Here is a 21,744-nt window from a genome sequence, read left to right as displayed (position 1 = left end):
TTATCTGGCTGACCCGCCAATGAAGGACCTCAGCTTTCGCAAACTGTGCGGCCACGTCCAGTTGGCCAGCACGACCTGGCGCGGCTTGAACGTATCGAGCCGGGTCAGCATGTCGCGAATGCCTTCGTGAAAATTCTCGGGCGAGGCCACTTGACCCGTCTCGGGCGTGATAAATTGCAATCCGCAGCGCAACTGGCTGTTGGCAAGGACGGGGATTCCCGCCAACATATATTCCGTCAGGATTGCTGGTGCGCCGTCATCGATGCCGCAGACCACGCCGATATGCGCTTGGTTCATCAGCCTGTTCACCTCCTCAAACGATACGCCGGGCGGGTCGATGAAGTCGACATGGATGCCGAGTTCGCCGACCTCGCGACGCAATGTGCCCACCATCTCGCCGTAGCCGCAGACGCAAAGGGCGCGTATCGAACGCGGAAGCTTCGCAAGCGCGTGAAACAGGATGTCGTGCCGCTTATAGGCTTGCGCGGCAGCAACATAGATCACGTCGTAGGTCTTCGGTATGTCGATCGGCCTGAAGGTAAGTTCTGAGGCGAACTCGGGTCCAATCGGCATGATGATCGTCGGTATCATCGGATGGCGTGAGCGCACCGCTTCGGACTGCCATTCGGAGCCGGTGAGAATGAGGTCGAAATGCCGGCTCACGTCAAAGGGAACGCGCAAGGCGGGTGCGTCGATCGAGTTGTAAATCTTGAAACTGCCGCGGCATGCCAACAACACGTCTTCACTCACGCCGAGGCCCCAGACACAAAGGATCGACGGCGGCCCGAAGGCCGCGATGTGCCCGAGCATATCGTTGGAAGAATACGGCGCTTCGGACCCGTTTGCCTGGAATGCGCGGCGCATCAGAAACGGGTTGGCGCCAGGCCGTTCAATCGGCGGTGTGGCGCCGTGCCAATGTGTCCAGACCTCGGCGCAGTCCACAAGGCCGGCTTTGAGAACGGCAAGCGGCAGCCGTTCGATATAGCCGCCGATCACCTGAAGGTCTGGGGCCCGATCGGCGGGTTGTGGACGAGGTCCCCGATTGCCTGCGAGCCACTGTTTGCGAAACCACGCCGGGGTCCGAGGCTCTGCGTTTTCGCCATCGCCGTCCTGGAAGTCGCTGATGATGACTATTCGTTGTAGCGCTCTCGGCGCTGCTGGCAATAATGGCATGGAGGTCCCGCGGCATGATGTCTGCAGCCCGAACCATGCGATCGCACGTAATGTTCCCACCTTGTCGCACCGCTTCCACCGCGCTCGAGCCAGAGCGGTCCACGCATCTCGTTGTTGTGGGCGATGGTTCCGGCTTTTGCTGCCGAGAGCAAATGCTCTCTTGTCGCTGCGGTTACGGCCGTCGTGTCCAACGGGTTAGACGGCCCACATACACATTGTCTTGGGAGCCCAGCGCGTCATGGGGACGCTTCTTTGGCGAGTTGCCTCCGCACCAGGCGGACGCGACAGGGATGGTGAACACAGCGATATTGCGGTTTCTTGTGTCGCCGGCGAATGACAATCGAGCGCCAACGTGCCCGGCGCTCACCTCACCCTATATGTCGTGACCCTGGCCTTGCGATGTCAACCAATTCTCGCAGCTGCAGGCGTTGCGGTAATTTCTGAGCAACTGACAACCAAACCAAAATCGTCACTTAAAACCGCAGTCATCCGGCTGCGAAAGAACTCAGTTTCTCCAGAAGCGCTTCTGAAATCTCGAACTGACGGGCCGTTCCACGTCCCATCGAGTTCTTCACGATCGTCTCGTCCAGCATCCCCCGTTTGACCAGGAGATCGACCGTCTCCTTGACGCCGCTGCGTGTCAGGGCTGTAATTTCCATGATACTGGAAAGGGTTAGCTTCTGATGCGCCTGGTTCATGCTGTAGAGGACCGTCATCATGCCGACCTGCTTCAGCCGTGCCTGAGGCGTCTCGTCTTCCAGGGGATGATCGAGAATTTCGTGCAGGATGAGACCTGAGAAGGCCAGATTCCGCCATTGGGTCGTGAGTGCTCTTGTCATGTTATTTTACTGTGTTATATAAATCAGTATAAGTTGTTCTACAGGCAAACCACCTTTTCCACAATGGGATGTCCTTTGGAGGGTCGTCTTCATGAAAAACCTTCTGCTCAACTCAGTCGTGGCGGTCTGCTGCATATTGCCACCCTACCCTACTTCACCTGGCAGGGCGCAAGCAAATGATTGGGGTTGCGAGGTTATCCTATGCCTCTCCAACCCCGGAGGCCCGACGCAATTTGCAGAATGCCGGCCGCCGATCGAGAAGCTCTGGCGCGAGCTTGCCGAGGGGCATTCGTTCCCAACCTGCACCAGCGCTTCCTTCCACACTTCGCGCCCGGGCTATGAGCCTTATTACTGCGAAACCGGATACCGGCTGGAAAGCGATTATGGTCCGCGCGGGCAAGAAACAACCTGCGTGTCGACAGCCCTCCAACCGGTGAGCGATGCAGTCTGCCCTCGTGTTGGGGACGGGTACAATTTCAGCAACGGTTCGGTTCTGTCCCCGCGTTGGCAGCTGCTGGATGGACGGCGCCAATGCATGGGCTATCCGACGGCCCGCCCGAACGTCAGATCGCAGCCCCATTATATCGACGTCACGATCGACGGGACGGCAACCCAGCGTGTCTGGTACTGATCGATGGCCGTCGCCTTTGTGGATCTCGCCCAGAACTGCGCGCCCATGGTGGAAATCAGGACGCTCGCCGCTGTCATCAGTCTCGAGAGTGGTTTCAAGCCATTCGCTATCCGTATCAACAGCGGTGCACCGCTTGAGCGCCAACCCGCATCAAAGGCCGAGGCAATTGAACTCGCGACCTCCCTCGTCGCCGATCGGCAGGACGTCCAGATCGGTCTTGGCGGCATCGGCCTGGACGAGTTGCGCAAACTCAAGCTTTCGATTTCGGATGCATTCGATCCCTGCCTGAACCTCAAGGCCACGGCTACTCTTCTCGACGGCTATTATCGCCTTGCCTTGCGCGCCGGTGCCGATGCGGTGCAAGCCGAAAACGTCATGCTTCAATCCTACTACGGGCGTGACGATCCGTCCGTCGGCGAGATGATCAAATATGACGAGCAGGTCCGCCAGGAAATGGTCCGCCTGCCTTCCGACCTGGCGTCGCTCGCTATCGCCGAGCCGCGCGAAGAAGCCGCTCACGCGGAGCCGTCAGCCACGAGGGAGATATCTCCGGCAGCGCAATTCCTTCCCCAATCCGGTGAAGCCGCATCATGGGACGTCTTCAACGCCCAGCGGTCATCCCAGGTTCTCGTGTTTCAGAAAGAACGATCGGAGCAAAGTGAATGATCTCAAAAGCAAACCTTCGCCCTGTGGGGGCCCCTCTCCTGATGGCCGCCGCCATCGTCGCCTGCCTGGTGGAGCCAGCATTCGCCCAAGCAGCCGGCGTTGAAACCGTGCTGCAGAACATCGTCGACATGCTGACCGGCAACATCGCCCGCCTGCTCGCTGTCATCGCCGTCATCATCATCTGCATTGCCTGGATGTTCGGCTACATGGATCTGCGCCGCGCCGGTTTCTGGATCATCGGCATCGGCGGGATTTTCGGGGCGACGGAACTCGTCAATACGATCGTTGGAAGCTGATCAACATGCCGACAGCTGCCGCTATCGAGGAAGATACCCTGTTCCTTGCCTGCACCCGCCCGGCGATGATCGCCGGCGTGACGTTGGAGGCGATGGGCGTGAATGTCATGCTGACGACGATCCTCTACATCACCGCGGGATCAATCGCCTATGCGCTTGTCGGTGTCGTCTTTCATTTCATATTCCGCACGCTCGTCAAGCACGACCACAACATGTTCCGGATCCTGATCTCCTGGATCGAGACCCGCGGTCGGTCGCGCAACGCCGCCTATTGGGGCGGCGCCACGCTCTCACCCCTGACGCTCATCCGGCGCTATGACGAAAGGGATTTGAGCCTTGTCTAGCATCGCAATGCTTCGCTCGCGCGAACTCGGGCCCGAAACCTTCATTCCGCACGTCCGTCATGTCGATGAGACAACGATTGCGCTCGAATCCAGGGTGCTGATGGTGATGCTCGCGCTCGAAGGCATATCTTTCGAAACCGCCGATGTCCTGGATCTCAACGGCCTGCACCGTGATCTCAATACACTCTACCGCAACATCGCCGATGAGCGCCTGGCGCTCTGGACACATGTCATTCGCCGTCGCAACAACGACTATCCGGATGGAGAGTTCGCCAATCCCTTCTCGCAAGGTCTGAATGCAAGTTACCGCCAACGCATGATCGATGAGGATCTGTTTCGAAACGATCTTTACCTCTCGCTTGTCTGGCATCCGGGCAGGGATCCCGCCGAAAAGGCCGCCAACCTTCTTTCGCGCCTGCGCAGGGCGCGCCGTGCCGGCGTCGAAGTCGACGAGGATGCCCTGAAGCACCTGCAAGACAAGGTATCCGACGTGACCGCGGGCCTGAGACGCTTCGAGCCCCGTGTGCTTTCCGTCTACGAGCAGGACGGCATCCTGTTCTCCGAACCGAGCGAGGTCCTGCATCAGATCGTCGGCGGCCGGCGGGAGCGCGTTCCCTTGACGGAGGGCAGGATATCCTCGGCGATCTATTCGGATCGGGTGATCTTCGGACGGGAGACCATCGAGATCCGTCATGAGGCCGACAGCCGTTACGCCGGCCTATTCGGGTTCAAGGAATATCCGGCGACCACCCGCAGCGGCATGCTCGATGGCATCCTGACGGCGCCGTTCGAACTCATCCTGACGCAGTCTTTCGCCTTCGTCTCGAAAGCCGATGCGCGCACGATCATGGGGCGCAAACAGAACCAGATGGTGAGCGCCGGCGACAAGGCGGCGTCGCAGATCGACGAGCTCGGCGATGCCATGGACGATCTGGAGTCGAACCGGTTTGTGCTTGGAGAGCACCATCTGGCGCTGTCGGTCTTTGCGCCTTCGGTGAAGGAACTCACCGACCATATGGCCAAAGCACGGGCGTATCTCACTAACGGTGGCGCGGTCGTCGCTCGCGAGGATCTTGGGCTGGAGGCGGCCTGGTGGGGGCAGTTGCCCGGCAATTTCCGCTATCGCGCGAGATCGGGTGCCATCACGTCGCGAAATTTCGCGGCGCTCGCCCCCTATCATTCCTATCCGACAGGCAGGAAGGACGGCAATGAATGGGGACCGGCCGTCGCCATGCTGAAGACTGCCTCCGGCTCGCCCTTCTATTTCAATTTCCATCACAGCGACCTTGGCAACACATTCGTCTGCGGTCCGTCGGGCGCCGGCAAGACGGTGCTCCTCAACTTCATGCTCTCCCAACTCGAAAAACATGATCCCCACATGGTCTTCTTTGATAAGGATCGCGGAGCCGACCTGTTCGTCCGGGCCGTGGGCGGCACTTACCTGCCGCTTCGAAACGGTATTGCCACCGGTTGCGCCCCGTTGAAGGCGCTTGAACTCACCCCCAAGAACAAGGTGTTCCTCGCCCGCTGGGTCGGCCAGTTGGTCGGGTCGGCCAAGCGCGAGTTGTCGGTCTTGGAGTTGCGCGACATCGCCTCGGCCATCGACGGCCTGGCGGACCTGCCGGTCGACAGGCGCTCGATCGGCGCCTTGCGCACTTTCCTCAACAACACCGATCCCGAGGGCATCGCTTCGCGGCTGAGGCGATGGGAGAGGGGAGGGCCGCTCGGTTGGGTGTTCGACAACGAGACCGACGACATCGGGATCGGCGCCAAATTCATCGGCTACGACATGACCGACTTCCTCGACAATGAGGAGGTCCGCACTCCGCTGATGGCCTATCTGTTCTTTCGCATCGAGCAGCTGATCGACGGCCGCCGCATCATCATCGTCGTCGACGAGTTCTGGAAGGCCCTGCAGGACGAAGGCTTTCGCGATCTCGCCCAGAACAAGCTGAAGACCATCCGCAAACAGAATGGGCTGATGTTATTCGCGACCCAAAGCCCGCGCGATGCCATCGTCTCGCCGATCGCCCACACGATCATCGAGCAGTGCCCGACGCAGATCTTCCTTCCCAATCCGCGCGGCGACCGTGCCGATTACGTCGACGGGTTCAAATTGACGGAGCGCGAGTTCGTGCTTCTCTCCCGCGAGCTTTCGGTCGAGAGCCGCCGCTTCATCGTCAAACAGGGTCACAACAGCGTCGTCGCAGAATTGAACCTCAGGGGTTTCGATGACGAGCTCGACATCCTGTCCGGCCGGACCGCCAACGTCGAACTCGCCGAGGCGATTCGCGCGGAGGTCGGCGACCGGCCCGAAGACTGGCTGCCGGTATTTCAGCAAAGAAGGAGGACGGATTGATGCAAAGGGTCGGAATGAAATTCACTATGGTGATGATGGCTGCACTGCTACCGGTTGGAACGGCATCGGCACAGGGCATTCCGGTGATCGATGAAACGGCGATCGCCAAGCAGATCGAGAGCATCACCCAGCTGAAATCCCAGCTCGACACGCTCAATCAACAGCTTCAGCAGGCGCAACAGCTTTACGCATCGCTGAACAAGGTCACCAACATGGCCGATGTCGCCGGTCTGCTGAACGACCCTTCGATCCGCAAGGCGTTGCCGCAGGACTTCAATGCCATCGAAGGGCTGTTCAAAGGATCTGGCACCGGTGTCTTCGGCAATTCCGCTTCCAAATTCCTTAATGAGAGTTCCACCTATCGCACCAACGCCAATGATTTCTATGCGCAGGAATTGGCCCGCGCCCAGAACCAGAATGCCGGCCAGATGAGCCTCGGCCAGCAGATCTACGATGCCGCCACCAGGCGCATCGACGGCATCGATCAGCTGCGCCAACAGATCTCCAGTGCCGCGGATGCCAAGGACATCGCCGATCTTCAGGCACGGCTGCAGGCCGAAACCGCCTTCCTGCAAACCGATGTGCTGCGCATGCAGGCTCTCCAAATGGTCCAACAGGCACAGGTTCAGGTCGACGACCAGCGCAAGGCCGAGGATTGGCGCAAGCGCCTCGATGCCATGGGAGAGGCGCTCAAATGAAACATCTCCTGCTTGGCATCGTCATGCTCACCCTTTCTGGCTGCTTCGGTCAGGAAGACAGGATCTACACCGTCGACGAGCTCATGGCCGATGAGGCTTTGCTGGCAAAGACCATTAGTGAATGCCGCAACAATCCCGGTGCCTTGCGTCAGACGCCCAATTGTCAAAACGCCGAGGCGGCGGACTGGAGGGTCCGGCTTCAGCTTCCGCGTAAATCGCCAGGAGGCTGAGCGATGTACCAGGTCTTCAGCTTCGTCGACGGCCAGTTCAAAGCGCCGCTGGAAAATTTCATCTCGTCGGGCACCACGAACATCGCCAGCTGGATCAGCGGCCCGCTCACCGCGGCGCTGACGCTCTACGTCGTGCTCTATGGCTACCTTGTCCTGCGGGGCTCGGTCCAGGAGCCGATTCTCGAATTCGCCTTCCGGGCGATGAAGCTTTCGATCATCGTCATGCTGGTGCGCAACGCCAGCGAATATCAGACCTACGTCACCAACATCTTCTTCGAGACGCTGCCGCGCGAGATCTCCCAGGCGCTGAACTCGGGGACGGCACCCAGCGCGTCCACCTTCGACAGCTTGCTCGACAAGGGCCAGAAATGCGCCCAGGAAATCTGGGCGCGGGCGACCTGGCCCGCCGACATTGTCACCGGCATCGGCGGGATGATGGCAATCGGCGCGAGCTTCACCGTGGCGGCGATCGGCTATATCGTCTCGCTCTATGCACGGTTGGCGCTCGCCATCGTGCTGGCGATCGGCCCGATCTTCGTCGCGCTTGCGATGTTCCAGTCCACCCGTCGTTTTACCGAATCCTGGATCGGCCAGCTCGCCAATTTCGTCATTCTCCAGGTCCTGGTTGTCGCGATCGGTTCACTGCTGATCAGCTGCATCGACACGACCTTCACGGCGATCGAAAGCTATTCCGATGTCATGATGCGCCCGGTCGCCCTTTGCGCCATCTGCCTCGCCGCCCTCTACGTCTTCTACCAGCTGCCCGGCATTGCCTCCGCGCTCGCGGCGGGCGGGGCGTCGCTGACCTACGGCTACGGTGCCGGCCGAGATGCCCACGAAAGTACGCTCGCCTGGGCCGCCTCGCATAGTACCAGAGCGGTCGGACGAGGCGCCCGTTTCGTCGGCCGCCGCCTCAGATCTTGAGGGACTTAATGACGACTTCTCCACGAAAACGTTTCAGAGGTTTGCATTCCAATGATCCGCATTATCGTCTCCCTCCTCCTTGCGCTGGAGCTCACTGGCTGCGCATCGAGGTCCCACCCTTTGCCCAAATGCGACGGCTATTCGCGCCGGCCGCTCAACCGCGCCATGTGGCAGGTTGAGGGCAACAAGGCCAAGCAAAGCGGCAATGACGCAGTCCCGGCGACGGCGGCCGGCCAGGTGTCTTCCTATGGCGAAGAGCCGCTGACGGAGAAGCCCGCCGCCTTCGCGCATTTCGATGCCGCGGGTTCCTATCGGCCGTGCGAGGAGGGGTGAGATGGTGAGTACGGACAGTCTGAAGAGCTATTTCGACAAGGCGCGCCGCTTCGATCAGGATCGGTTGATCCAGATGGAGCGGTCGGCGCGCATCGCCTGGTCGATCGCGACCGCCGCGAGCGTGCTTGCCGCCACCTCGATGGTCGCGGTCGCCGGCCTCACGCCTTTGAAGACGGTCGAGCCTTTCGTCGTTCGGGTCGACAATGCGACCGGCATCGTCGACGTCGTCTCAGCGCTGACCTCGACCGCCGGCAGCTATGACGAGGCGGTGACCAAGTATTTTGCGGCCAAGTATGTGCGTGCGCGGGAAGCCTATGTCTGGAGCGAGGCCGAGGAGAATTTTCGAACGGTCGCTCTGCTCTCGACCCAGCCGGAACAGACGCGCTTTGCGGCGATCTATCGAGGCGGAAATCCGGACTCGCCGCAGAATATCTATGGGCGCGGCGCGACGTCACGCATCAACGTCGTCTCGATCTCGCTGATCAACGCCAATGTGGCCTCGGTGCGCCTTATCAGAACCGTCACCCGCGGTGACGATGTCAGGACCACCCATTGGGTCGCGACGCTCACCTTCTCTTATGTCAACGCCCCGATGTCCTCGACCGACCGGCTGACCAATCCGCTGGGTTTTGCCGTCAGCGAATATCGCGCCGATCCGGAGGCCATCAATTGAAGCCAAGTTTCCTGATCGCCCTGACCATGGTCGCCAGTCTGTCCACGACGGCGCTGGCGCTCGAAGTCCCGCGCGGCGCATCGCAGGATAGCCGCGTCCGTTTCATCGACTACCAGCCCTATAACATCACGAAGATCGTCGGCACCTTGCGGTCCTCGGTGCAGATAGAGTTTGCCGCCGACGAGGAAATCGCCCATGTGGCGCTCGGCAATAGCGTCGCATGGGAAGTGGCGCCCGCCGGCAACATCCTGTTCCTGAAGCCCCGCGAAAACCAGCCGGTGACCAACATCTCGGTCGTCACGACCAGGCGGGACGGATCGACACGCAGCTACCAGATGGAGCTGACGGTTCGAGATGGCACCGTGGAGGCCGGGCAGAACACCTACTTCTATGTGAAGTATCGCTATCCCACGGACGAGGCCGAACGCCGGAGACTGGAGACCGCCGCTCGCGCGCAAGCAGCTCAAGCCGGCGAAGCGGACAAGGTTCTCGCTCTTCACGAAGCCTATGGCCCACGCAACTGGCGTTATTCGGCGCAAGGGTCCGCGGCACTTGAACCGCAGGCGGTCTACGACAACGGCAAGGTCACCACCTTTGCCTTTGCCGGCAACCAGGAAATGCCGGCGATCTACATGGAAAACTCCGACGGCAGCGAAAGCCTCGTGCCGAAGTCCGTCGACAACAACCTGGTGCTGGTGCACGCGATCAGCCGCAAGTTCATCCTGCGCAGGGGAGGCGACGTGCTGTGCATCTTCAACGAGGCCTATGATCGTATCGGCATCAATCCCGACACGAACACGACCTCACCCTCTGTCGAGCGCGTCGTCAAGACGCAGGATGGCGCAGAAGAATAGGAGGACGTCATGGCCGAGGAAGATAACAATACCCACATTCCCGGAGAGCGCGCGGAAATAACGACCGGCCGCGGGCTCGACGGCAATCCGACCCTAAAACGTGGTGCGGTGGCGCTGGCAATCGTCGCCTTCGTCGGTTTTGCGCTCTGGTCGATGCGCGGCCAGGAGAAGCCCGCCGACGGCACCCAGCCCGAGCGCGTCGTCATCCGTCAGACATCGGATTTCGAGCCGGCGAAGGAGCCGGTCCAACCGGTCGCCACGCCACCGGAAACGATCCTGCCGACGCCCGGAATGCCCGAGCAGGCGGGCGAGGATGAGAAGCTTCTCGACGCTGCCCGCCGCGCGCCGGTCATCGCCTATGGTGGAGAAAATTCTCCACAGCCTCATCCTCGAGACGAGGGTGCCAGCACGGATGCCCGTTCGACCTACGTTCCGCTCGGGAACAATCAGGGCGGTCTCGGTGGCCAGGCGGAAAACGAGGACCAGCGCTTCAATCGCATGCTGACGCCGACACAGTTGCAGGGCTCGCGGGCCGGCACGCTTGGCAATCGGGATTTCATTGTTGCCATGGGCACCTCCATTCCATGCGTCCTGGAGACAGCACTCTCCTCCGACCAACCAGGATTCACGAGCTGTGTCATCAACCGCGACGTCCTGTCGGACAACGGCCGGGTCGTGCTGATGGAGAAGGGCACGCAGGTCGTCGGCGAATATCGTGGCGGCCTTCGCCGCGGTCAGAAGCGCCTGTTTGTGCTCTGGAACCGGGCAAAGACGCCGAAAGGGGTGATCATCACCCTGGCGTCGCCGGCAACCGATGCGCTTGGGCGTGCCGGTGTCGACGGCTACGTCGATACCCATTGGTGGGAGCGTTTCGGGAGCGCGATCCTCTTGTCGATCGTCGGCGACGCGACCTCCTACGCCAACAGCCAGCTGCAGGATAGCGATATCGAGGCAGATAACACGACGAGCGCCGGCAAGCAGGCCGCCACCATCGCCGTCGAGCAGTCGATCAATATTACGCCGACACTGTTGAAGCATCAAGGAGAGCTGGTTTCGATCTTCGTGGCCCGTGATCTCGACTTCTCGAGCGTCTATCGGCTTCGCGTGACAGAACCCCGCAACCGCATCTACGATCGAGCGGTTCTTGGCGACTTCCGTCAAGCCTCGACCCTGGTCACGAAATAGCCCGGCTATGACAGAGGGAGCTGACTCTGGCGTCGTGCGCGAGTTGCTGGCACCGCTGTCGCCTTTTCTCCGCGACAAGTCGCTTTACGAGGTCATCATCAACTGGCCGACCCAGGTTGTCACCGAGGGTAAGGCTGGGTGGCAAATCCATGATCTGCCAGAGCTGTCATTCGACAAGCTGATGCGTCTGGCGCGGGCTGTCGCCAGCTATTCCAACCAGTCGATCGACGAAACCCGGCCCATCCTCTCGGCGACCCTGCCGGGCGACGAGCGGATTCAGATCGTGATCCCGCCGGCGACGACAAAGGGAACGGTCAGCATCACCATCAGAAAGCCGTCGTCGGTGTCGCTAAGCCTGAACGATCTTGATCAAGGCGGCTTGTTCGCCGAGGTGGCAAGGGAAGAAGCGGACATCTCTCCGATCGACCGTAGGCTCCTGGACCTCCATCGAACCGGGTCATACCAGGCATTCCTTCGAGAGGCCGTCTACGCGCGCAAAAACATCATCATTTCCGGGGCGACCGGCTCTGGCAAGACGACGCTTTCGAAAGCGTTGATCCGCCACATCCCCTCGAGCGAGCGTATCATCTCGATCGAAGACACGCCCGAACTCGTCATCCCGCAACCCAACCATGTCCGCCTCTTCTATTCCAAGGGCGGCCAAGGGTTGGCGAAGGTCGGGGCGAAGGATCTGCTCGAATCCTGTCTTCGCATGCGACCAGATCGGATTCTTCTGCAGGAGCTGCGCGACGGCACAGCGTTCTACTACGTTCGGAATGTGAACTCAGGTCATCCAGGCTCGATCACGACCGTGCACGCCGACTCGGCCAGGCTTGCATTCGAACAGCTGACACTGCTGGTTAAGGAATCCGAAGGCGGGAGAGACCTGGCACGAGACGACATACGCGAGATGCTGAAGATCGCCATCGACGTCATCGTCCAGTGCAAACGCATCGATGGTCGGTTTCGGGTGACTGAAATCTACTATCGTGCCGCCGCCTGAAGGCGTTTGCCAGCTCGGTGTGGCTCCAGCGACGGTGAGCGACGACAAATCCGGCGCACAGGCAATCCAATCCGGTAGATCTCCTCGCGATAGACGGGTGACTTTGACCTTCCTCGCCGATCCAGATCTAGGTCTGACTGCCGAGATGCGCAAAGATCGAGAGGTTGAAGTAGCGCTCTAAATGGGTGCGCGCGACGAAGCGGCCGAATAGCCCCGATAGAGCGACCTTCACCTCTTGGGCCTGGCCGAGCGGTTCGCGCGAGATGGAGGGCTTTCCCAACACCGGACGGAGAGCATAGGAGCGCGTCGAGGATAGACCATGGGCCATACGCGGCACCGGCGTCTGAACTTCGCGAATGCGACGGTCGCGCCGGTGATCGGGCTGGCGGGCGGATCGAAACTGTGGAGGAGGGTTCTCATCAGAGGGCTAGCGCTCGCTTAAAATCATCGTGCTCGAACGCACTGGCCATACGGTTGATCTCGGCCGACCGCGCACCGACCGCTTTTGCGGTCTCGCGCCACGTCGCGGTCGAGGTCGCGACTTCCTTGATGATCGCGCGAGCCTGGGTGACCGTGAGGGCGAAGAACCCGGCAGCTTCTTCCAGCAGATCAAGCGAGCAGGTGCCGTCATCAAGATCGATGTTGGTCGTCAGGACGCGCGCTTTGACGTCGGTAGGCACTGGATTGAGGTCATAGGCAGGTGACAACGACCAACCGGCTTTGCCGAGCCACAGAAAGCCGTGATTTCGCAAGTGGTCGTCGACGTTGGAAATCAGCACATTGAAGGCCACGCGGCGATAAAGCGCGTGGGCATCGGTTCTTCCCTGCGCGCCGTGTTCGGCCAGGGCGTCTACGATCTCCGGGTAGCTGCCGCGTTCGCCGTCCTTTGCGCCCACCATCGCCATGGCAGACAAGAAGGGGATCCGGACGGCACCATCGCGGTCGAAGCGACGCGAGAGCATGACCTTCTTGCCGGCGACGTCGATGAGTTCGTGGATGGGCGTGACAATGCCGGCTTGTTCAGCCAGTCGCAGAGCAATCTCCTCCCATGTCTCCATGCTGTAGTCGTCGGTTTCCTTGGGAAACTTGGCAATCGAGAGATGGCCATGCTGATCGATGACAGAGGCCTTCGGGCGCGCTCCACCAAGCGACGAACCAGGCGCGAGGATAAGTTGGAGGTCTTCGTCGGTTTCCTCATCGCGCAGAATACGTTCAGTGATCTGCAGCAGGCGGCCGAGCTCGATGAGGGCGGGAACACCGGCTCGGATCGGCGCTTGGAACTGCTCCTCGCCAACCCCGCGAAAGCGGAGCGCGCCGAGTCGTGTCTCGTCCGCGACGCCAAACAGATAATCGCTTTCGGCCAGTGTGCGAACGGCCCGGCCATCGCGCTCAGCCGTACGGCGCTCCGAGCGTTGCATGAGGCGTCGGCCCCAGGTATCTGGTGCAGAGTCGCCAATGGAGCCAAAGGTTGCCAGGCCGGCGGGTGGCGCGAAAGCGCCCCGGGTCAGGGCTAGCGCGGGCTCTAGCGAGAAGCGGTCGGGGTCCTCAAGCCAGGCCCGGTGATACTCGAACATGATCGTCTCGGCACCGCGCACGCGATTGCTCCGGGCCAGTCCGATCGGACGTGCGAGGCCGTGCAGGTCGAGATGAACTTCGAAATCAGCCATTACGCGACGATCCCGGCGATCGTTTCGGGTGCGCGTGCTTAGGTAGTTCCGCACTGGCGAGCGACTGACCGACGCGGTCGTTACTGATGTCGGCGACTTGGCTCAGTCCCTCTAGCAAACCGAGTGCCTGTAGAACACCTGCATAGATGCCGATGCTGACATTGGTGTCTCCGGCTTCGATCTTCTGAAGCGTTGAGCGTGAGGTAAAGGCGCGTTCGGCCACTACAGCCATAGGCAGGCGGCGACGTCGACGAGCGTCGCGAATGTCTGCGCCCAGTTTGCGCAGCGCGCGCCGCACAGCGGCCGGAGGATTATGAGGTGTTGGCATTTGCCACCTTCGCACTACAGATTTGAGGGATATGTATCACGAAGCTTACAATTATTCCAGAGGGAGGCGTTTATTGAACCTATGTCGGGCGTCGCTCACTGCTACCCAGCCTTGTGGTCCGTCCGCCGGGGGATCTGAGCTCTAGCCGATAGCCTTGATCTTGGAAGGCGGGAGGCCATCCGAATTTGGTGGACCCCAAGAGCCCCGGCAACTTTTGACCGCATCGCATGGATGTCAAGGACATGGTGAGTTGGGTTACCGGACAATGGAACCATTACCGTTTGCCGAGGTTGGCCATGTCGCCCACACTGGTGCAATCCCGGTTGGGGCCAACAGGATACGGAATGGCATGATGACGAACGCATTTGAAGAGAAAGTGTACGACTGCGTTGTCATCGGGGGTGGTCCGGCTGGCCTGACCGCGGCGATTTACCTGGCGCGCTACCATCTTTCCGTGGCGGTCTTCCACGATAACTCCAGCCGCGCTTCCACCATCCCTATGTCGCACAACCACGCCGGATTCCCGGACGGCATCAGCGGCACTGAGCTGCTGGCGAGAATGAACGCCCAGGCTCAGCTCTACGGGGCAGCCATTCGACGCCGCAGGATCACGACGCTTCATAAAGTCGACAACCTGTTCGTGGCAGAATTCGAGAGCGGCAGCATCCGCTCTCGGGCCGTACTCTTGGCTACCGGTGTCGTCAACCGACGGCCTGCGATGCCACAGGCAACCCATGATGAAGCCGTGGCTCGTGGCCTTCTGCGCTACTGTCCCGTCTGTGACGGTTTTGAGGTAACGGACAAGCCCCTCGGTGTAATCGGAACTGGAACGAAGGGGTTCAAGGAGGCCGTTTTCCTTCGAAGTTACACGAAGGATCTCGCGCTGATATCGCCTGAGGGCGTCCATGATCTGTCCGAAATCGAGACGTCGTCCTTGACCCACCTCGGAATAAGAGTGGAGGTCGGCCCCGTAACCTCGACCGATCTGGACAATGATATGATCCGCGTCACAACACCAACGGAAACCTATTCATTCGCGTCCATATATCCGGCTCTTGGATCCGACAGCTGTTCGCACCTGGCATCACGTCTTGGAGCAAGGCTCTCAGACGAAGGATGTGTTAGCGTCGATGGTCACCAGAGGACCACGGTTCCAGGATTTTACGCCGCAGGAGACGTGGTCGCCGGCCTTGACCAGATCAGCCATGCCATGGGGCAGGCAGGGGTTGCTGCTACGACCATCCGCAACGACCTTGGCGAGCAAGCAGCCCTGGTGCGCTGTTGACCTTAATTTCGCGGCTCGTGCGCATGTTGCGGGCACGTAAAAGAGTATAGCTGGCGTCGCCGATTAAGCTGCAACAAAGGCAGACTTTCGACCTCCTTGCTCAAACATCCTCGCCGACCACGAATGGATCAATGGGCACGACGATGGCAGACGGTTGCAGCGATCCGCAAGCTCCACCGCTTCAGGCTCCGTCCAGATCCAGGGTGGTTTTAACCGAGCGACAGCCAGCAAAGATCATCAGCTGCCGTTTCCTCCGAGCGTCTACCGCCACGGGCTCAAGAAGGTAGGCGACCATACTCCCCCGCATCGGAAACGACATTGTTGGCGCGAATGACCTTGCGTCTATCGCAGAGTTGTCGCCCGTATTTGTCCACTGAAAGACGTCGCTGCCAAGAAACGACGAGATTACGCAGCGTTCTCCTGGGGATATCCTGTGGAGAACCTGCGGGGAAATGGTGACCGGGAAGGGCATTTTCCGTTTGGAGCAGTTCCCCGCCGTGATGAAGCAAACTGGACTCTCGAACGTTGCCCAGCTAGCTTGCGCGGGCTTCGAAACCGGAGGCGGACGATGCTCAACGAAAACGCCCAGACGGATCTTGTGAAAACCCTGTCTGGTCGCGATGTGGCGCAGGCCGGTGCTCTTTGCTACCGGCGGACCGAAAACGGTGGATTTGAAATCCTCTTTGTAGGTAGCCGACGGAACGGTCGATGGGGCATTCCGAAGGGGCACGTCGAAGATGGTGAAGCCAGCAGCGCTGCGGCGCTGAGAGAGGCCTTCGAGGAGGCCGGAGTGGCGGGTATCGTCGACAAGACCGTGTTCGGTTCGTTTTCGTATCGGAAGGACACGAGTCCCAACCGCTACCAAGTGGCCGTCCATCTTCTCCACGTGTCGAGGATCGCGGACAAGTTTCCGGAGAAGGATGTCCGAAAGACGCGATGGTTCCCCTTGGAGACCGCGCTGCGGGAAGCGGCGCAGCCGGGCTTGCGGATGCTCCTGTCGCGGGTTGAGACCCTTAACCTATGAAGCTCAGTCTCGGCAGATCGCTATAGAGGTCCTCAGAGCCCAAAAGAAGATCAGCAAGCGGATCGAGAAAGCTCTCGAAACGACCCGAAGTAGAACGAAACGTTCAACATCCCGTCCGGCGAAACCGATTTTGGTCGAGACAACCGCGTTTGGAAGCAATCCGGGCCGCCTGGTGATGAAATCCTTCGTTCCGACGACGAGGCTGCCGAAAAACCCCGCGCTTGTCGTCCTGCTTCATGGCTGCGGTCAGACCCCGAAAGCCTGGATGTCGCGACCGGGTTCTCCAAGCTCGCGAAAGAGCGCGGTTTCGTTCTGCTTTATCCGCAGCAGAAGAGAGCAAACAATCCGCAAAATTGCTTCAACTGGTTTCGACCAAGTGCCGTTGCTCGAGACCGCGGAGAGGTGCGTTCAATCAAGCAGATGGTCGAGCACATATGCGAGCGACATCGCATCGACCGTTCGAGGATCTTCGTCGCGGGGCTGTCCGCCGGCGGGGCGATGACAGGCGCGCTTATTGCAAACTATCCCTCATTGTTTGCAGGCGCCGCGATCATAGCCGGGATGCCATTCGGATCTGCCCGCGATACGATCTCGGCGCTGCGCGCGATGAAGTCAGGTGCGACGCCGCCGCCGGGCGGATGGGGTAGACCCATCGCTGAGATTTCCCCACAAGCTAAGGCATGGCCTGCGATAACCATCTGGCAGGGCATGGACGACCGGGTGGTCAAACCTGTCAATGCGCTCGCGCGTGTTGCTCAGTGGCTCGAAGTCCAAGGCATTGCAGAAAACAGCGGCCGTTTGGAGGAGAAACCGTGGGGCAGGTTGCAGTCGTGGAAAGTCACAAACGAGCTGAAAGTGGCCCTCTATTCGGTCAGCAACATGGGCCACGGGCTTCCGATCAAGAAGCGCAAGAGCGTCACGGCGCTGCGATCTGGAGATCCCTACGTGATCCCGGCAGAAATCTCGGCTCCAGCAGAGATGATGCGATTGTGGGGTTTGTCGAGGCTTCGAACGTAATCAGCTCGCAGCAAGTTCGGCCGTAGCTGGCAAATTCCGGTCAGCGATGGGTTCTACGCCTGCACCATTCCGTGCGGGGCAGCGAAACACCAGACGAGCACCCCACCCGGCGCCCAGTGACCGACGGGTGCGACCTGTTCAAGGGCGTTGATGTAGCCTCCGTTTCTGCCCGTCGATTTCCGGCGCCCCTGCGGCTTTCGCCTGTCATTTGGCGACTCTAGACGGCATTCGTCTTCGCATTGACAATTTGGAACGTCCCGGGATCCAGGTCGGGAACATAATCGAGGGCGTACGGTTAATGGGCATGAGGGATGATCAAGAAAAATCTGCCCGCTCTGGCCTTATTGTCGGCATCGGCGCTTCGGCGGGTGGTCTCGAAGCTTTCAAAGCGTTTTTCGCCAACTTGCCGGCCAACAGCGGAATGGCTTTCGTGCTGGTGCAGCACCTTTCTCCCGATCATAAGAGCATGTTGACGGAGATCCTTGGTCGGGCGTCGCCCGTCCCGGTCGTCGAAGCCGAGCACGGCATGCGCGTCGAACCCAATCGAGTTCACGTGATCCCGCCCGATGCCACTTTGACGATAGACAACAGCCAACTCGTTGTCGTCCAGCCGGCGCCACCGCGGGCGGACCGTCGACCAATCGATTCTTTTTTCACCTCCCTGGCCAAGGACCAGAACGATAACGCGGTTTCGATCGTCCTATCGGGCGTGGGTAGCGATGGGTCGATCGGGCTTGCAGCCGTGAAGGAAGCCGGCGGGCTGACGATCGCCCAGGCAGAGTTCGACCACCATGCGATGCCCGGTATGCCGCAAAGCGCGGCGGCGACCGGCCTCGTCGATTATGTGATGCAGGTCGAAGAGATGCCCGCCAAGCTGATTGAATATCGCGATCATCTGGCGCTGGTTGCCGACCGCAAGGATGGCGACGGCACGCGGACTGATGCCGCTGAGCACCTTTCAACCGTCCTTGCCGTCCTCCGCTCGAAAACCGGGCATGATTTCGCCAAATACAAAATCAAGACTGTCACCCGCCGCATCCAGCGTCGCATGCAGGTTCTGCAAGCAGACGCCCCCGTCTATCTCAAGCATCTGCGCGAGGATCCACGCGAGCCGGAGCTGCTCTTTCGGGACCTTCTCATCGGCGTGACCGAGTTCTTCCGCGATCCGGTGGCATTTCAGGGGCTGTCGGCGGCCATTGACGCTATTCTCGAACGCGGTGGGGCCGAGCAGCCGTTAAGGGTCTGGGTGCCGGCCTGTTCGACGGGCGAGGAGGTCTACAGCCTCGCGATCACCATTCGAGAAGTGATCGAAGCGCGCGGCGCCACTCTGGACGTCCAGATTTTCGGTACGGACATCGATGACCGTGCGATTGAATTTGCCAGAGCCGGGCGCTACCAGCGTACGACGGGCATCTCGCCTGAGCGTCTTCAACGCTGGTTTTTCGAGGAGGACGGCGCATTCTGCCCGAACCGGCAGATACGGGGAATGTGTGTCTTCTCCGTGCATAATGTGACGAAAGACCCGCCATTCTCCAAGCTGGAACTGATCTCGTGTCGCAACCTCATGATCTACATGGATGGCGACCTGCAAGATCGCGTCCTTCGAACGTTCCACTACGCGTTGAAGCGCGATGGCCTCCTGTTCCTCGGGCTGTCCGAAGGCGCGGGCGCGCACGCCAAACTCTTTGCGGTTCGAGACAAGGCCGCACACATCTTCCAACGGAGAGATGGGGATGCGGCATTCCCAGACATGCCGATGCCCGCGCAGACGCCCGCTGCGGGGAATCGTCTCGCTCGCGAACTAAGTCAAGGAGTTGGTGACCGGGTCGATCGCGCCGTCCGCATGGCCTTGGCAAAACACTCGCCCGTATTCCTCGTCGTTGATCGGCAGAACAACATCGTGCGCTATTCCGGCGGAGAAGTTGCCCGATACCTCGAACCTTCGGCTGGCGTCGCAAGCCTAAGCCTCCACTCCAACCTTCGGAAAAACTTACGGATCACCGTTCGCACCGCGTTGCAGTCCGTGGTGAAGACCGGCGAGGCCGTGGTCGCCGACAACGTATCCGTCTTCCTCGAGGGTCGGCAACGCGTGCTGAGCGTCATCGTCGAGCCCGTCCATGACACAGGCAGCGAAGGGCTGTACGTCGTCGCCTTCCAGGAGATGCGCACGTTGGCGACAGAGCCTATGCAAGCCCCGGACGGGAGCGCGCGGAGCCCGGAAGCCGTGGCCGCGGAGCGGGAGCTCCGCTTAGCGCGCGCGCAGTTGCAGACGACGATCGCCGATCTTGAAACGGCAAACGAGGAAATGAAGTCCACGGCGGAGGAGTACCAATCGGTCAACGAGGAACTGCAGTCGACGAACGAGGAGCTGCAGACCTCGAAGGAAGAGATGCAGTCGATCAATGAGGAGCTTCAGACAGTCAACGCCGAGATGATGGCGAAGAACGATCTTCTCTCCAACCTAAACAGCGATCTGCAGAACCTGCTGGACAGCACACAGATCGCGACGATCTTCCTCGACGAAAATCTCCGCATCAAGAACTTCACCCCAGGTATGGCGGACATCTTCAGCCTGCGCGAGAACGACCGTGGCCGACCTCTGACAGAAATCGTCAGCCTGCTTGCCTATGGTGACCTGCGACGCGACGTCGCCACGGTGTTGCGGGAACTCACGGTCATCGAGCGCGAGCTCGAACTGCATGACCGCGGCGCGTCGTTCGTCATGCGCATCCGACCATATCGCAGCATCGAGCGGGTGATCGAAGGCGTTGTCATTACCTTTGTCGACGTAACGGCGCGCAAAGAGGCCGAGCGGGCGAAGGGCGTCAGCGAGCGACGCTTCACCGCGATCGTCAACCAGGCAGCCGTTGGCGTTGCCGAAACAGATCCTTCCGGCCGCTTCAAGCTGACCAACGCTGCGTTCCAGACGATGACCGGTCGGTCTGCGGGAGATTTGCATCGGCTACGTCGGCAGGAGCTTATCAATCCCGATGACGCCGAGGCGATCAACGAGCGCTTCGAGCAGGCGACCCGCGATGGCAAGCCGTTCGAGGCCGAGTACCGCCTTCAGCGGGCAGACGGGACGTCCGTGTGGGTGCACGACAGCGTCTCCGTGCTCGGCGAGAGCGATGGGCGCGCCAACAGCGTCATTTCAGTCACGTTGGAAATTGAAGAACGCAGGCGCGCCGAAGAGCAGGCGGCATTGCTTCTGGGTGAGCTCGATCATCGCGTGAAAAACATTTTGGCGATCGTTTCCTCGATCGTTGCCCAGACTCTCAGGACAAGTCCTTCGCCGGAAGCGTTCGCCGCGACGATTTCAGGGCGCATAACTGCGATCACGCGCGCTCATAGTCTGCTTACCAACCGAGGGAAAGGCGGCACCGGCACTCTGCAAAACCTCGTGGATACGGAACTGAAGCCATATGAGGATCGGCACCTTCGGGTCGAAGGCCCCGACATCATGCTCACGCCCAAGGCTGGCCTGTCGGTTGCGATGGCCATCCATGAACTGGCCAGCAACGCAGCAAAGTATGGCTCGTTGTCCGTCCCCGAAGGCCAGCTCGCCGTTTCCTGGGAGGTGACGAACAACCCCGATCGTCGGTTACGGCTAAGCTGGACGGAAACGGGCGGCCCGCCCGTTCCCGGACCGCCCTCGCAAAGGGGCTTCGGCACAACAGTGATCGACCGCTCCCTGAGCTATGAATTCGACGGGGAGGTGGAGCGCAGCTTCGAACCGAGTGGCGTGGTCTGCATAATCGACCTGCCCTTTACCTCAGAGGTAGGAGACCTTCGCCCGTCTGAGCGAGGGGGGCGTTGAATGGCTGCTCAAGATATCGCGGAAGGGCGCCAGGTGCTTGTCGTCGAAGATGAGATGACCATCGTGCTGGTGATCGAAGACACGCTGCTTGAACTCGGCGCGCACGTCGTCGGGCCTGCGTCGCGCCTGGACGTTGCCCTGCGGCTGGCCAGCGAGGCGTCAATCGATGCCGCGATCCTCGACGTCAATATCCGGGGAGGGAATTCCTACCCTGTTGCGGATATCCTCGCCGAACGTGGAATTCCGTTCGTCTTCTGCAGCGGCTACAGCGACTGGGCGCTCGAAGAACGGCACCGCGACCGCCCGCGGTTAACCAAGCCCTACAGCCCCAGCGACCTTGCGGAACGGCTGCTTCAATTGCTGGGAGCGGGATCGAACGAACGGAGCCAGTGACGACC

22 protein-coding genes and 1 pseudogene are annotated in these 21,744 nt (G+C 60.5%); 18 read left to right on the top strand and 5 right to left on the bottom strand.

The genetic code is table 11. From position 1 onward, the window contains the following. Together FFM53_RS29580 and FFM53_RS29575 are read right to left on the bottom strand one after the other, a co-directional pair. Nucleotides 1–1,173, bottom strand: a complete 1,173-nt coding sequence (locus FFM53_RS29580) for a glycosyltransferase (RefSeq protein ID WP_173883692.1) — start codon at nt 1,171–1,173, stop codon at nt 1–3. 485 nt (nt 1,174–1,658) lie between these two features. Continuing rightward, nucleotides 1,659–2,012, bottom strand: coding sequence for a MarR family transcriptional regulator (locus FFM53_RS29575; RefSeq protein ID WP_131718345.1), 354 nt, complete (start codon nt 2,010–2,012; stop codon nt 1,659–1,661). Between the two features lie 91 nt (nt 2,013–2,103). Between FFM53_RS29575 and FFM53_RS29570 the strand changes: the two genes are divergently transcribed. From FFM53_RS29570 to virB11, 13 genes are read left to right on the top strand one after another with little or no spacing between them, the layout of a single operon-like run. Further along, the gene (locus tag FFM53_RS29570; RefSeq protein WP_138390473.1) at nt 2,104–2,643 is read left to right on the top strand and encodes a hypothetical protein; all 540 of its coding nucleotides are present in this window, start codon (nt 2,104–2,106) and stop codon (nt 2,641–2,643) included. A gap of 3 nt (nt 2,644–2,646) precedes the next feature. Beyond that, nucleotides 2,647–3,309: a lysozyme family protein gene (locus FFM53_RS29565; protein WP_138390474.1), complete on the top strand. Its 663-nt coding sequence runs from the start codon at nt 2,647–2,649 to the stop codon at nt 3,307–3,309. Next, the gene (locus FFM53_RS29560; RefSeq protein ID WP_138390475.1) at nt 3,306–3,605 is read left to right on the top strand and encodes a TrbC/VirB2 family protein; all 300 of its coding nucleotides are present in this window, start codon (nt 3,306–3,308) and stop codon (nt 3,603–3,605) included. The genes FFM53_RS29565 and FFM53_RS29560 overlap by 4 nt, the downstream gene beginning before the upstream one ends. A 5-nt stretch (nt 3,606–3,610) precedes the next feature. Continuing rightward, nucleotides 3,611–3,949, top strand: a complete 339-nt coding sequence (locus FFM53_RS29555; RefSeq protein WP_138390476.1) for a VirB3 family type IV secretion system protein — start codon at nt 3,611–3,613, stop codon at nt 3,947–3,949. After that, nucleotides 3,942–6,308: a VirB4 family type IV secretion/conjugal transfer ATPase gene (locus FFM53_RS29550; RefSeq protein ID WP_138390477.1), complete on the top strand. Its 2,367-nt coding sequence runs from the start codon at nt 3,942–3,944 to the stop codon at nt 6,306–6,308. Before FFM53_RS29555 ends, FFM53_RS29550 begins: the two co-directional genes overlap by 8 nt. Next, nucleotides 6,308–7,006, top strand: a complete 699-nt coding sequence (virB5, locus tag FFM53_RS29545) for a P-type DNA transfer protein VirB5 (RefSeq protein WP_138390478.1) — start codon at nt 6,308–6,310, stop codon at nt 7,004–7,006. Before FFM53_RS29550 ends, virB5 begins: the two co-directional genes overlap by 1 nt. Next, a complete protein-coding gene (locus tag FFM53_RS29540; RefSeq protein WP_138390479.1) occupies nt 7,003–7,236 on the top strand; it encodes an EexN family lipoprotein in 234 nt (77 codons plus the stop codon). The genes virB5 and FFM53_RS29540 overlap by 4 nt, the downstream gene beginning before the upstream one ends. Before the next feature lie 3 nt (nt 7,237–7,239). Further along, the gene (locus FFM53_RS29535; protein ID WP_138390480.1) at nt 7,240–8,160 is read left to right on the top strand and encodes a TrbL/VirB6 family protein; all 921 of its coding nucleotides are present in this window, start codon (nt 7,240–7,242) and stop codon (nt 8,158–8,160) included. Nucleotides 8,161–8,211: 51 nt separating this feature from the next. Further along, the gene (locus FFM53_RS29530; RefSeq protein WP_138390481.1) at nt 8,212–8,493 is read left to right on the top strand and encodes a hypothetical protein; all 282 of its coding nucleotides are present in this window, start codon (nt 8,212–8,214) and stop codon (nt 8,491–8,493) included. 1 nt (nt 8,494) lies between these two features. Further along, nucleotides 8,495–9,166, top strand: a complete 672-nt coding sequence (locus tag FFM53_RS29525; RefSeq protein ID WP_138390482.1) for a VirB8 family type IV secretion system protein — start codon at nt 8,495–8,497, stop codon at nt 9,164–9,166. Next, nucleotides 9,163–10,020, top strand: a complete 858-nt coding sequence (gene virB9 / locus FFM53_RS29520) for a P-type conjugative transfer protein VirB9 (protein ID WP_138390483.1) — start codon at nt 9,163–9,165, stop codon at nt 10,018–10,020. Before FFM53_RS29525 ends, virB9 begins: the two co-directional genes overlap by 4 nt. Nucleotides 10,021–10,029: 9 nt before the next feature. Further along, a complete protein-coding gene (gene virB10, locus FFM53_RS29515; RefSeq protein WP_138390484.1) occupies nt 10,030–11,205 on the top strand; it encodes a type IV secretion system protein VirB10 in 1,176 nt (391 codons plus the stop codon). Between the two features lie 7 nt (nt 11,206–11,212). Further along, a complete protein-coding gene (gene virB11 / locus FFM53_RS29510; protein WP_138390485.1) occupies nt 11,213–12,208 on the top strand; it encodes a P-type DNA transfer ATPase VirB11 in 996 nt (331 codons plus the stop codon). 127 nt (nt 12,209–12,335) lie between these two features. On the opposite strand, the gene FFM53_RS36625 is transcribed toward virB11, so the two are convergent. The 3 genes from FFM53_RS36625 to FFM53_RS29495 form a co-directional block, all read right to left on the bottom strand. Further along, nucleotides 12,336–12,536, bottom strand: coding sequence for a hypothetical protein (locus tag FFM53_RS36625; RefSeq protein WP_246413274.1), 201 nt, complete (start codon nt 12,534–12,536; stop codon nt 12,336–12,338). 91 nt (nt 12,537–12,627) lie between these two features. Further along, on the bottom strand, nt 12,628–13,875 hold the full coding sequence (locus FFM53_RS29500) for a type II toxin-antitoxin system HipA family toxin (protein WP_138390486.1): 1,248 nt from the start codon (nt 13,873–13,875) through the stop codon (nt 12,628–12,630). Further along, nucleotides 13,868–14,203: a helix-turn-helix domain-containing protein gene (locus FFM53_RS29495; RefSeq protein ID WP_138390487.1), complete on the bottom strand. Its 336-nt coding sequence runs from the start codon at nt 14,201–14,203 to the stop codon at nt 13,868–13,870. Before FFM53_RS29495 ends, FFM53_RS29500 begins: the two co-directional genes overlap by 8 nt. 352 nt (nt 14,204–14,555) lie before the next feature. On the opposite strand from FFM53_RS29495, the gene FFM53_RS29490 reads away from it, so the two are divergent. From FFM53_RS29490 to FFM53_RS29470, 5 genes and pseudogenes are all read left to right on the top strand, one after another. Then, nucleotides 14,556–15,488 (top strand): NAD(P)/FAD-dependent oxidoreductase, encoded by a 933-nt coding sequence (locus FFM53_RS29490; RefSeq protein WP_138390524.1) that lies wholly within the window; start codon nt 14,556–14,558, stop codon nt 15,486–15,488. A gap of 568 nt (nt 15,489–16,056) precedes the next feature. Further along, nucleotides 16,057–16,512: an NUDIX hydrolase gene (locus FFM53_RS29485; protein WP_138390488.1), complete on the top strand. Its 456-nt coding sequence runs from the start codon at nt 16,057–16,059 to the stop codon at nt 16,510–16,512. Continuing rightward, nucleotides 16,509–17,529 (top strand): annotated as a pseudogene (locus tag FFM53_RS29480) (extracellular catalytic domain type 1 short-chain-length polyhydroxyalkanoate depolymerase). The gene FFM53_RS29485 and the pseudogene FFM53_RS29480 overlap by 4 nt, the downstream one beginning before the upstream one ends. 304 nt (nt 17,530–17,833) lie before the next feature. Continuing rightward, on the top strand, nt 17,834–21,346 hold the full coding sequence (locus FFM53_RS29475; RefSeq protein ID WP_173883682.1) for a chemotaxis protein CheB: 3,513 nt from the start codon (nt 17,834–17,836) through the stop codon (nt 21,344–21,346). Further along, complete coding sequence (locus FFM53_RS29470) at nt 21,347–21,739, top strand: response regulator (RefSeq protein WP_138390490.1); 393 nt, start codon at nt 21,347–21,349, stop codon at nt 21,737–21,739. Nucleotides 21,740–21,744 lie beyond the last annotated feature (5 nt).

The organism is Rhizobium indicum, from assembly GCF_005862305.2.
GTDB classification, from domain to species: domain Bacteria; phylum Pseudomonadota; class Alphaproteobacteria; order Rhizobiales; family Rhizobiaceae; genus Rhizobium; species Rhizobium indicum.
The sequence above is the reverse complement of the archived record's forward strand: the minus strand, read 5'-3'. Positions and strand labels throughout refer to the sequence as shown.

Coding starts and splice junctions, on each gene's coding strand:
- FFM53_RS29565 (WP_138390474.1), top strand. CDS start 2,647: ATGGCCGTCGCCTTTGTGGATCTCGCCCAGAACTGCGCGCCCATGGTG.
- FFM53_RS29475 (WP_173883682.1), top strand. CDS start 17,834: ATGAGGGATGATCAAGAAAAATCTGCCCGCTCTGGCCTTATTGTCGGC.
- FFM53_RS36625 (WP_246413274.1), bottom strand. CDS start 12,536: ATGGCCCATGGTCTATCCTCGACGCGCTCCTATGCTCTCCGTCCGGTG.
- FFM53_RS29560 (WP_138390475.1), top strand. CDS start 3,306: ATGATCTCAAAAGCAAACCTTCGCCCTGTGGGGGCCCCTCTCCTGATG.
- virB5 (WP_138390478.1), top strand. CDS start 6,308: ATGCAAAGGGTCGGAATGAAATTCACTATGGTGATGATGGCTGCACTG.
- FFM53_RS29495 (WP_138390487.1), bottom strand. CDS start 14,203: ATGCCAACACCTCATAATCCTCCGGCCGCTGTGCGGCGCGCGCTGCGC.
- FFM53_RS29580 (WP_173883692.1), bottom strand. CDS start 1,173: ATGCCATTATTGCCAGCAGCGCCGAGAGCGCTACAACGAATAGTCATC.
- FFM53_RS29540 (WP_138390479.1), top strand. CDS start 7,003: ATGAAACATCTCCTGCTTGGCATCGTCATGCTCACCCTTTCTGGCTGC.
- FFM53_RS29555 (WP_138390476.1), top strand. CDS start 3,611: ATGCCGACAGCTGCCGCTATCGAGGAAGATACCCTGTTCCTTGCCTGC.
- virB10 (WP_138390484.1), top strand. CDS start 10,030: ATGGCCGAGGAAGATAACAATACCCACATTCCCGGAGAGCGCGCGGAA.
- FFM53_RS29575 (WP_131718345.1), bottom strand. CDS start 2,012: ATGACAAGAGCACTCACGACCCAATGGCGGAATCTGGCCTTCTCAGGT.
- FFM53_RS29490 (WP_138390524.1), top strand. CDS start 14,556: ATGACGAACGCATTTGAAGAGAAAGTGTACGACTGCGTTGTCATCGGG.
- FFM53_RS29535 (WP_138390480.1), top strand. CDS start 7,240: ATGTACCAGGTCTTCAGCTTCGTCGACGGCCAGTTCAAAGCGCCGCTG.
- FFM53_RS29500 (WP_138390486.1), bottom strand. CDS start 13,875: ATGGCTGATTTCGAAGTTCATCTCGACCTGCACGGCCTCGCACGTCCG.
- FFM53_RS29570 (WP_138390473.1), top strand. CDS start 2,104: ATGAAAAACCTTCTGCTCAACTCAGTCGTGGCGGTCTGCTGCATATTG.
- FFM53_RS29525 (WP_138390482.1), top strand. CDS start 8,495: ATGGTGAGTACGGACAGTCTGAAGAGCTATTTCGACAAGGCGCGCCGC.
- virB11 (WP_138390485.1), top strand. CDS start 11,213: ATGACAGAGGGAGCTGACTCTGGCGTCGTGCGCGAGTTGCTGGCACCG.
- FFM53_RS29470 (WP_138390490.1), top strand. CDS start 21,347: ATGGCTGCTCAAGATATCGCGGAAGGGCGCCAGGTGCTTGTCGTCGAA.
- FFM53_RS29530 (WP_138390481.1), top strand. CDS start 8,212: ATGATCCGCATTATCGTCTCCCTCCTCCTTGCGCTGGAGCTCACTGGC.
- FFM53_RS29485 (WP_138390488.1), top strand. CDS start 16,057: ATGCTCAACGAAAACGCCCAGACGGATCTTGTGAAAACCCTGTCTGGT.